4 protein-coding genes and 1 pseudogene are annotated in these 11,783 nt (G+C 32.8%); all 5 read right to left on the bottom strand.

What is annotated here, in order from left to right:
- Positions 1-5,261: pseudogene (locus tag AADI82_RS09925) on the bottom strand (chromophore lyase); the annotation flags it as partial.
- Between the two features lie 369 nt (positions 5,262-5,630).
- Complete coding sequence (locus tag AADI82_RS09920) at positions 5,631-8,018, bottom strand: PorP/SprF family type IX secretion system membrane protein (protein WP_341216289.1); 2,388 nt, start codon at positions 8,016-8,018, stop codon at positions 5,631-5,633.
- Position 8,019: 1 nt separating this feature from the next.
- On the bottom strand, positions 8,020-9,465 hold the full coding sequence (locus AADI82_RS09915; protein ID WP_341216288.1) for a gliding motility-associated C-terminal domain-containing protein: 1,446 nt from the start codon (positions 9,463-9,465) through the stop codon (positions 8,020-8,022).
- A gap of 162 nt (positions 9,466-9,627) precedes the next feature.
- Positions 9,628-10,959, bottom strand: coding sequence for a hypothetical protein (locus tag AADI82_RS09910; RefSeq protein ID WP_341216287.1), 1,332 nt, complete (start codon positions 10,957-10,959; stop codon positions 9,628-9,630).
- A gap of 290 nt (positions 10,960-11,249) precedes the next feature.
- The gene (locus AADI82_RS09905; protein WP_341216286.1) at positions 11,250-11,696 is read right to left on the bottom strand and encodes a hypothetical protein; all 447 of its coding nucleotides are present in this window, start codon (positions 11,694-11,696) and stop codon (positions 11,250-11,252) included.
- Between the last annotated feature and the right edge of the window lie 87 nt (positions 11,697-11,783).

The raw sequence follows: 11,783 nt of genomic DNA, 5'->3' as shown, positions 1-11,783 counted from the left end.
TTACTAACCGTAGCTGTAATAACTGGTTCTGGATCTGCCGGTAAAACTAAAACTGGGGTTGATTTAATACAACCATTCGCATCTATTACATGTACGTAATAGCTATTAGCATCTACATTAAAAACACTAGCCGAAGCCCATGAAGGGTCTGTTGACAATGGAGGAGCTGCCGATGTTGTAATTTGATATAAATATGGTGCTGTACCATTTGTGGCTATGGCGCTAATTATTCCTGAATTTGGATTACAATTAGCATTTGTATCAACTGTAGCTGTAATATCTAAGTCTATTGCTGATTCAGTAATTTCAAAAATTGTAGTTGCTGATTCGCATCCATTAAACGAACCTGTTCCGTTTTCAGTAAAAACAATATAATATTGTCCAGGTGATAATGTTCCAGGTGATGGCGTTGTTACTGTTTCAGGTACTCCAAAAGTAACAGATAAATTGGTTGGACCATCTACTAAAACATTTGTAAATGCTGTATAAATGGCATAATCTACTGAAGTTGTAGTGCTATCAAAATTATCAATAGTAAAGGTTACACTACCATTATTTTCTCCAACACACATCACATTATTTGGAATAACTGATGATGTTAAAGTTGAAGCTGGGTCAATTGCCGAATCTGCGGATTTCACAAAATAACAGTCTGTTGCCAAATCGTGTACTACAAAGGTATAAACAACACCTGGTGTTAAATTGGTAAATGTTCTTGTATCTGGGAATCCAATATCCGAAGGAAAAAAGGTAGATGTATAAGGAGCAAAATTGAATTCTAAAATACCAAATTCATAACTTCCACTACCTACAACAGAAATGGCTTGTACTGTAGCTGTACCCCCATTTGTACAATCAGGCACAGCTGTATTAACATTAATAAGTAAATCTGATGGTGGAGAAGCAATAACTATTTGCTGAGATAAACTACAACCATTGGCATCAACTACATTTACAGTGTAGGTACCAAAATTGATAATATTAAAGGTATGATTTTCATTAGAAACTGCTGAATAAGGATTACCTGGAATAACATCTCCAAAATTATTTGTAATATAATAGGTAAAAGGAGCTGTTCCGCCCGTAACGTTTTCAACTGTAATAGAGCCCAAGCTTGAACCACCCGGATTATTACAGGTAATATCCACTTTTGTTAAATCGAAAGCAATCGGGTTTGGTTCAGCAATTACAATGGTTTCAGTATCGGTACACGATTTCGAATCGGTTAAAGTAATGGTATACGTTCCTGCTGGCAAACCACTTGTTTGTGTGCCATAATCTGTTGACGTAGTATCATTATTCACATGAATTGTGAACGGTGGCGTACCCACAGTATTATCAATATTTATCTGAATGGCAGCGTTTGAATCGCCATGACATAAGATAGGTTGTGTTTGTACCACTGAAATAATATTAGGTAATGTAATGGCATTTATGGTTTGTACTGAAGATTCAGCGGTACACCCATTGGCATCGGTTACCTGGAATTGATAATCGCCATCAACTGCTGTGGTATATGTAAACGGAGAACCCGTTGCTCCTAATGAAGCATAGGTGCCGCCATTAAATGAAACAGCATAGGTGAATGGTGCAACACCGCTAGAAATTGTTCCAGTAATTGTTGCATCTGGCGATGCCGTACAATCTAAATCTTTAGTCAGAACTGTGCTTACAACAACTGGTGGCAATGGGGCAATAGTATAAGATTCGCTATACTCACAATTGTTAGCATCTCTTACTTGAAAAGTGTAGGTATCTGGTGCTAAACCTGAAAACACATTTGAAGATTGATATACTGTTGCCGAAGCTGCTGGTGCTATAATTTGATATTCTAAAGGCAAGGTCCCTCCTGTTGCACTAATCGTTACATCGGTAGTAATTGTCGGGCAACTTAACGGTGGATTGCTAAAGGTTAAATCCGTTGGTGGATTTAATGGATCTATAGTAATTGGTGCTGTAACAAACGTACAATTATTAGCATCTCTAATAGTAACTGTGTAAGTGCCATCGGTTAATCCTGAAAAAGTCGTTCCACCTTGAAACGTAAAGCCATCAAGACTATAACTATATGGTGGATTTCCACCAGAAACTCCTGAAACTGTTATAACCCCATTAGTTGTACACGTATAAGGTGTAGTTAGTGTCGCAGTACCAGAAATGGCAGTTGATGCTATAATTGTTACAAGTTGTGGTGTTGATAAACATACGCCTGTACCAAAGGTATATTCCACAACAACATCATAATTCCCTGCGATAAGTCCTGTAAAAACTGGTGAATTAGTAAATGTTACACCATTATCGATACTGTATCGTAAACTATTACCGTTAGGGTTTGTAACATTAATGTTTATTGAACCACTATTAACATCATCCGCACATAAAATATCGGTTTTGGTCACATTAAAATCTGGTGCAGGCGTAGCAGCAACAGTTATTGAGGTGTCTGCTGAACAGTTATTTGAATCTACAACCGTAATGTTATAAACGCCTGCTGTTGTTACTGAAATTATTGGTGTACTTTGAAAAACCGTTGTATTATTTATAAAGTAAAAGTACGGTGGAGTTCCTCCTACTGGGTATACTGTAATCTCACCATCGGTGCAAGTTAATGGCTGTGTTAATGCGGCAGTAGCTTCTAATAAAGGGGGAGTAATAATTTCAATATCTCCAGTATATGTACAACCATCTTCTGTTGATACATTTACAGTATAAGTTCCTGGGTTTAGATTTGAAAATGTATAGTTATTATCATTTATAGGTCCTACGCTATTTACTAAAGTAGCACCATCATAAATTGAAAAGAAATATTGCGGACGCACATCGTTTGCCGCCAATACCACACTACCTAATTCGCCATTACAATAAGGTTGAGTTATAATGGTTGAAACCGTAAAATCGCGTTCTCGTATTTGAACATCTGGTACTGAAAATATACAAGGGTTCGGAGAAACACCAATTTGTCTCACATAAACACTATAGATATTTGGATTAGTAATTGAAAACACATTACTAGTTTGATAGTTAGTGCCATCAATACTATACTCGTAACCACTTGGTACACCGCCTACAGTTATTTCTCCTGGAGTTGTACAATAAATGTCTCTTGATGTTACCGTTGGAACTAGTAAATTAGTGTACACATTAAAATAAAACTGATTAAAACAACCACCTGTATAATTTAATGTTAATCGATATTGACCTGCCGTATCTATTAAATAGTTGGGGCCTGTTTCAACTTGATTCCAAGTACATCCTGAATCTTCATTGGCACAATCTTGATCTGTAACAGCTGTACAACTTGTTTCATCTAATTTTTCCCAAATTATAGAAGATGTATCTGTAATATTGGTTTGAATATTTCTTGTGTCACCTGCACCACATAAAAAGAAGTTAGGCAATTCTTTACCATCATTCGGACAAACAACAACCTGATCTGCAAATGGAATTAATGGGTTTGTAACACCAGCACCAAAAGTAATAACTTCAAATTCTTGATTGATAGATTGGCAAGGTGCTATTGCTGTATTACGTACATAATAAGTTCCTGTTGTGGTAACAGTTATAGATTGTGTTGTACCAATAACTGGAGTTCCTGTTGGGCTTGTAGACCATGAATATGAATCGTAACCATCACCAGCTGTAAGTACCGTACTTGCACCACAAAGTATAACTTCTTCAGTAAACGTGCAATCTATATCGGCTAAAAAATTAGTGGCAGATGTATTTAATAAACAACCTGCATTGGTGTTATAACTAGGATCATCTGATATAGTAAATGTTGGATTTAACGTTCCGTTATAAGTCGCAAATGCCTGATTACTAATTATATTATCACAAGCATCATTTAATAAACTACAGGTTTGTACAACGGTTACTTTAATACGAATTTCTTGTACAGGATCATTTTCTTCAACAACAGAATTATCAATACTAAAAATGATTTCTCTAGTTGTTGGATCGTAACTTTGTACGGTTACGCCAGGGGGTAAAACTCCTAAATCTGTTGGATAATTAAAAACAATATTTATAGGAAGAACATCTCTAATGGTAAGATTTCTAGTATCATCATTTCCTGTGTTTTGGAAACCAATAACGTAATTTAATTCATCGCCAAGGCTTACTAACTGACCACCAATATTGTTTCCAAACTCGTCTTCAACAATTTTGGTTAAGACTATATTGGGTGCAATAATTTCAATAGCAAAAGCACTAAAATAGTAATAGTAAATATCTAGATTACTCCCCAAACTAATGGTTGCAGAAGTAGCGCTATTAGGAATTAGAGTGTTTCCCGCATTTGGGATATTAATAATACCAGCATCAAACCCTAAAGTGTTTGAACCATCTGGAGTTCTAGTTGTAAAAAGCTCTGGCGTATTAGTTGCAGGGTCTATATAAGATACCGTACTATTGAAAAAATTATTTCCAGGGCGAATTACTGTACCCGCATTATTTGTGGCATCTATAGTAGTACCGTTAAGCCTTAAATAATCGCCTGTATATCGTCGGTCACCTTCAATTGTACTAAAAGCAAATTTAGCACGAACTGGACCTGTAGGTATAGTGGTAAATCCTGAAACGGGAAAGGTTTCATTTATAGTACTAGTAATTTTTGTAAAACCATCAAAAGATGTTATGTATTTGCTTGGCAAATTTGGATCTTCATATACCACAAAAAGTGACCAACCAGCAGAAAGTCCTTCTGAGTTTGGCTTAGGCCCAATAAGCGATGAAATATTTGCTACCGAATAAGTTCCTTCTGGATTTGCTAAAGCAGTTACCATATTTGTTACATCATGGTAATAGGCATAAGTGTTCGAGTTATTATTATTTGCAGCATTTTGAAAATAAATTTGAGTACCAGTAATATCTACATATGCTCCACCTGGAACTTTAAATTTAATATCAGAAATAGGTTCTGCTCCATTAACAACGGCACTCCAATATAAGCCAGCATAAACTATTTGATAACAAGTAACATCGTCTGGTACATCTAAATCTGCACTACTAGAATTGAATGTCGTAGCATCACCATCAATATCAACATAAACTGCTGCATTTACTCTATCATTTGTATCATTCCCATTATACGGGTCTGAAACATGCAAACCCACATTACTGTTTCCTATTAAAAGGATATCTCCCTTAATAGCTTGATCGTATCTTGGTGAAAAAGGAATTAAATTTTGAGCCATACTACTGAAACATAATAATGACATCAAAACAAAAAGTCCAATGTTTACATAAGTAGTTTTTTTCATAGTCGATTAGTTTTTGCATTTCTTTTTTATTTGGGGCATTTAAAAAGAAATATTTCTAACTATTTAAAATCATTAAAGTAAGCTTATTAGTACTTTAAAAGTATTATATCTTATTTTAATGATTTTAAACGGTATAAATATCGTGAATTTTTTTGTAACACTTATAAATAGACACAATAATTTAAGCAGTTAATCGTTGAATTACTACTTTAAACTTAAAATAATTTTATTTTTGTAATATTTTATATACAAATTAATAATTTTAGAAAAGAATCATTAATCTTGAAAGATTTAAGTTTCTATGAAAGAATGAATCACGAATTCTAATAAAGCGAACTAAAAAACTATAGCGGTTTTAATTATTATCTATTAATTCTCTACTTTAACTACAGACATTTTATTATTATATGGCTTGCTTCCTTTTAATTCCATAGCATTTCTGGCAGATTCAATATCATTAAATTTTTGATAGTAGATATAATATTTACTAGTATTAACATCAAAGAAGAAATCTATATTTGCTTGTCCTGATGCTACAGCTTTTCTTAAAAACTCATCTCTTTTTGCAACATCACTATGTACTGCAATTACAACATAAAACCCACTTTCGGTATTTTTTACATCCTTAACAATTTGTATGTTACTACTCTGCTCTTCTCCAGAGTCAAAATCTTCTGATGTTAATGGTTCTGATGCTACAGGCGTAAATTGTTTTATTTGATTTAATGCTGCTCTATCTTTTAGATATCGATCTTCTTCATTATCGTATGCTGCACGCTTAATTCTACGTTTTCTTTCAACCTCCGTAGCTACTTTAATGGTTTCTAATGTTGATAATAAGCTTTCTTTTGTACTTAGAGCTTGTGCTTGCTCTGTTTTTAAATCTTGAATACTTTTAGAATAAAATGTATTGGTTGCATCATTCTCATCATTAACTTTTTTAAGTCTTTCGTTATATAAATCCTCTAGCTGCTTTATTTTTTCATTTTGAGATGTAATAACATTATCAATTTCTACTTTTAAAGATTCTAAAATAGCATTTTCTGCTGTTACACTTTTAAATGGTTTTGGTGCTTTGTAAATACCACGTTCGCTTAAATCGTTTTCTTCTTTTAAATCTTTAAGATCTTGATTTCTACTAGCAACCGTTTCGCTTAGTTTTATTAATAGTTTTTGCTGTTTTATTTTAGTATCTGTTGTTAATTTTGTTAGGCTGTTCATCTCCCTTGTAGTTTTATCTTTTGCCACAGGAACCAGCACACCGTCCAATTCTACCATTTCTATATTATCTTCTTCATCAGCTTTTGCCTTAGCCTCTTCAATTCGTTTACGCTCAGCTTCCTCTACAGCCTTAACTTGTGCTTCAGCATCAGCTTTAGCTTTTTCTTCTGCTAATTTAATTCTGGCTTGCTCCTCTTCTCGTTCTTTAGCTTCAGTTGCTGCTTTAATTTTAGTAGCTTCTTCTAGTTTTAATCTTTGTGCTTCTGCTTTTTTCTGTGCCTCAATTCTTGCTGCTTCATCTTGCTTTAATCTTTCTTCTTCACTTTCTTTTTCAGCCTTGGCTTTCTTAGTTTCTTCTAATCGAATTCTGGCTTCTTCTGCTGTAGTTTTTGCTTGAATTTCTGGTTCTGTCTTTTCTTGTGATTGTTGGGCTGCTAATTTTCTTTCTTCTACTTTAGTTTGTGCTGCTAATCTTCTTGCTTCAATTCTAGCTTGAGCTTCTTCTTTTGCAATTCGTCTTTCTTCAGCGCTAAGCTTTGGTGTAGTACTATTTTTTGCTAATACCCTTTTCTTCTTTTTGGTAGTTAAAAGTGCTTGTTCATCATCATCACCACTATAACTATATCGTTCTCTATTCTTGAATTTATATGCTAATGTAATTTCGTGTGAATTTCCGAAAGTTGATAAATCGCCTATTGCTTTTTCATAGTTGTATTCAATTGCAATTTGAGTCGTAATATTTAAACCTAATCCTCCTGAAATACCATATATACTATTATAACCAGCTTGTGCCCAAATCCCTTTGGGTACATTTAACATAACAAGTCCTGAAATAACAGTTTGGTCTTTTTTGAATTCTGACCTTAGTAAACCTGAAAATTTGCTTTCATCAAAAAAACCTCGACTACTTAAATAGCCAGTGTACATTAAATGCCCTTGAATGCTTTGTTCGGGATTATCTTCAATAATTTCAGATGTTTGTAAATTATAGGAAACCGCATTATTTACAGAAACACCAAAATCGAAAAATGCTGTTCCGTAGTTTATACCAGGGTTTAACGTAATTATTGAGTTTGATGGAATATTTTCTAAAGACGGATCTGGAAAATTTGTATTGACTCTACCTTCGTTTATACCGCTTTTATAAAACCCAAGATTCATTCCAAAGGTTAAATTACTATCTGTGTTAAGAACAGCATTGTAAGCAAAATTTAAAACACCTCCAAAAGTAGTTAATACGCCATAATCTTGTTGAAATACGCCAACACCAATACCCATATTTTCTCTAAATCGACCAGCATAACTAGCTAAGTAAGTTAACGGTGCATCATCAAACTGCACCCATTGTCTTTTATTGTAAAAAGTGATGTATCGATTTTGTTCTCTTACAAAACTAAATGTTGGATTGATGGTATATTTATTAAATTTTAAAGAGTTTCTTGTAGGCATATTAAAAGCTACAACACCATCTTCTTGGGCATAGAACAGTTGAGTAATACAAAACAATAAAACGATATGTAATAGCAATTTTCTCATTCTATTTGACAACCGTTATCGAGCCTTTTTTAGTTTTATTATCTTGAGTTGTTATAACGTAATAATAAACAGGATTTACACTTTTAAAATCCAATTGATTTTCTGGCCAATTATTTAGGTAATCGTTTGTTTGAAGTATTATTTTTCCTTGAGAACTAAATATAGTTACTGATGCATTTGAACCGTTTACATATTCTTGTGGAATAACCCAAGTATCATTTACACCATCTCCATTTGGGCTTATTAAATTTGGGATTTGAGCAACGTTTGGAAAAGCAGAATTTACTGTAAACTGAAATTCTTTGGTTGATGCACATCCAACTGTTTGAGTAATAACAACTTTATAGCTTCCTGTTTGTGTAACTTCGTAACTATTTCCTGTTGCACCAGTAATTAATACATCATTTAAATACCATTTAAACTCAGGAGTATTCGCTGTTGTAGTAACAGTAGCAGTTAACGTTTCATCATCATCAATTATATTAACACCATCTACATCTACATCAATTTCACTCGTAAAGCCTGTACCATCTAAATCTATTTTAGCACTCGTACTACAATCGCCTAAATCAATATCCACTGAAAATTCTCCAGACTCATTAGTAGCATACATTTGATTTGTAGCTCCAGAAATTTCAACACCATCTTTATACCATTGATAACTCACTCCGTTTATAGCACTTAAAGTTGTAGAGCCTTGACTTGCACAATACGGATTACCCAAACTAGAGCTAATAGAAGATGTTCCGTTTGTTGTAGACTCGCTAACCGTAACACGATTAGAAAATGAATTAGATGTACACGACCCATAATTAGTTTCGGCAAAATATGTTCCAGATTGATTGACTGATAACGTATTTCCTGTAGCCACAAAAACAGATGTTGTTGGACTGGTTTCTTTAAACCAATTAAACGTAAGCGAGGGATATTGCAATGGCGAATCGTTATCGCCTGTTCCTGGATTATCAATGGTTAATAAATAACTACCCCCTGAACAATACACGCCTGTTTCAATTAAATTATTTATTGAAAATGGTGTATCTTGAATTTTGTAATATGCTGGAAAAGCAACAGACCCTGTACTTGTTGCAATTGGTGCTGTACTTTTTACTCTAACTTTATAAGATTCTCCTGAAGTATCTGTAGGCAGTGAGAAGCTTAAAGTTGCTGGTGATGTTGTTACTGAACCTTGGCTTGATGTATAAACTACGGTAGAGTTTGAAAAACTACCTGTTTCATCTGAAAGTTCAATTATAAATTGATTGGTTGAGCTTAAATTTCCTTCTGGAGAAAAAGAAAACGTAATATTATATGTATTAAATGAAGCACTAGCACAAGCTTGACTAAAACCTAAACTTGGTGTGCTAATTACCACTTGCGCATCAATAGCTTCAGTTACTGAAAACATTAAAAAAGCAACAATGTAAGTAATAGTAAAATTCTTCATTTGATATTATTTTCTTTAGAAGAGAAACAATTATCGTTCACGTTCTAGAATTTTAAACTATCTGTTTTATCATTGTTGGCTAAATAAAAATAAATAATTCCAAAGTTTATGAAGAAACAGGATGTGCTAAAGTTCTATCAAACTAATAACTAGATTCACTTCTTAATCGTCTAATCTTTTTAAGTCCGGATCCACTTCATTTGAAGCTATTATTTTATTAATTCTTAATCTATAATCTGGTTTTCTTTGGTTTTTTAAATCAATAAAGGTCTCAGAATTATTACTCTTAGAGTACACGTTAAAAAAGGCTGAGTTACCGTACCAATTTTCTAAATCTTCATTATTCATATTATTTTCAACAAAAATATTTCCATTACAATTGTTAAAATACATATCGGTAAACTTGATTTTTTCTAAATTTTCCTGATTTACTCTAATTTTATCTTCAAACAAAACCGCAGGATTAAAACCAGAAATAACACTTTTAATCATTTCAAGAGAAGCATTATGACCAATATAAACGGCTTCTTTTACTAACCCTTGTTGTATATCAGATTTTATATTATCACTATCAGTAATCAAGGTTATATTTTTTGCTACGACCAAGGTTCCTTTTTTAGTAAAATCTACTTCATCTTTATTATCATAAGAATTAATCTGTAAGCATCTAGCACCGTTTCTACTTGAAACGTAAGGAGATCGAATTGCTAAAGAGTTTGATAAGCTGGATTGTGTACCATAATTAAACTTAAAATCATTACTATTTGCTTTGTATGAAACAACTTTGTTTAAGTAAACCTCACCTCCTAATATTTCAAAAGAATTACCAGCACAATGGCTAACCATTATATTTTCTAATATGGTTTCGTTACCTACACTAGCCAATAAAAGACCATTAAAATATCCAGCATTTTTAATTCTTTTTCCTGCATATTCAATTCTAACATACTTTAAAATACCAGAATTACTCGCTAAGTTTTCGCCTCCGTAGTTAGAATTTTCAAAAATTGTGGCATTAAGTTTTTCATAAAAAGATGCCACTGAACCGCTTCCAAACTTTGTAGTTGGCGCATCACCAAGAATTATTATTCCGCCCCAATCGCCTGCTCTTTTAACGCTTCTGTTTGAGGTAAAAATAATAGGATCAGTTTCTAAACCTTCGGCAATTATTTTTGAGCCTTTAGAAATAGTAAGTGATGCTTTAGACTCATAATCGCCAATTATAACTGTTCCTGGTTCTATAGTGAGTGTTGTACTATCTGTTACAAAAACATTTCCAGATAACAAGTATACATTACGTTTAGACAGCTTTGTATCTTTAGTTATGTTACCTGCTAGTATTTGAGTAGGCTCTCCGTAGTCTACCGTATTAGGTTTAAACTCCGTCCAATTGTGCAGCCAATTATCAGTACCTGTAATTCCCTTTTCCTGTTGACCAAAAATATTTCCTGTAATTAAAAGAAATACCAAAAGTATTTTAGTAAAGTTTTTCATGATTAATTTTTTATGTTGAAAAAACAAATAATATTTTCTATTATATAACGCTCAAATATATAATAAAAAATCCATGAAATACCAATTATTTCGATTAAATGCATTATTAGATACATTTTAATATATAATTTTATCGATGAAATACATATTATTAAGATAAATGTATTCAATCCAAATAGAATTTATTACATTTTGTTGTTAAATAAAAAAGAACAAAATAAATATGATATTCACATATTTATTTTGTTCCTGCATAAGTAAAAACAAAAAACTAAAAACTATTTGAATTTCTAATGAAACTCACTATACTCGTGCAATGATTTCATTGTTTCTTCGTAAAACAAAATCGCAGCAATTAAGTTACTTGTATCTGAATAAGGCAAAATTCGCCTTTGAAATTCTCCATTTGTTTCAAGAAAACTTTCAGTAGCTTCAAATTGTTCATCAAGTGCAGATCTATTATCTTTATCGTTTGGAATCCCTAAAGTAGTCATAGTTACTCCTGGCTTAGTTGCAAATGCAATATACGGTAACAATTTAACAAGGCTCTCTATACGCTCAACGTATAAATCTAGTAACTGTCCTTTTTGCATACGGTCAAGATCTTCTTTGGTGTGATATTTTTTTATAGAAACTTTGTCGCTTATTATACTTTTTGCAGCTTTATTTTTCTGAGCAAAACCAATGTTTGCAACTAAGAAAAAGCTGAAGCTTATTAAAATAATTCTTATTTTCATGTCGAAGATTTAAGGGTTTAAAAGACAAATTTATGCAATTAATCGAAAAAAACAAGCGTTTTATCGATTTTTTTATAATTTTATTAC

The organism is uncultured Wocania sp., from assembly GCF_964021735.1.
Taxonomy (GTDB): Bacteria; Bacteroidota; Bacteroidia; order Flavobacteriales; family Flavobacteriaceae; genus Wocania_A.
The sequence above is the reverse complement of the archived record's forward strand: the minus strand, read 5'-3'. Positions and strand labels throughout refer to the sequence as shown.

What these genes read in the sequence shown, in the direction of transcription:
- AADI82_RS09910 (WP_341216287.1), bottom strand. Translation starts at nt 10,959, where the DNA reads ATGAAAAACTTTACTAAAATACTTTTGGTATTTCTTTTAATTACAGGA.
- AADI82_RS09905 (WP_341216286.1), bottom strand. Translation starts at nt 11,696, where the DNA reads ATGAAAATAAGAATTATTTTAATAAGCTTCAGCTTTTTCTTAGTTGCA.
- AADI82_RS09915 (WP_341216288.1), bottom strand. Translation starts at nt 9,465, where the DNA reads ATGAAGAATTTTACTATTACTTACATTGTTGCTTTTTTAATGTTTTCA.
- AADI82_RS09920 (WP_341216289.1), bottom strand. Translation starts at nt 8,018, where the DNA reads ATGAGAAAATTGCTATTACATATCGTTTTATTGTTTTGTATTACTCAA.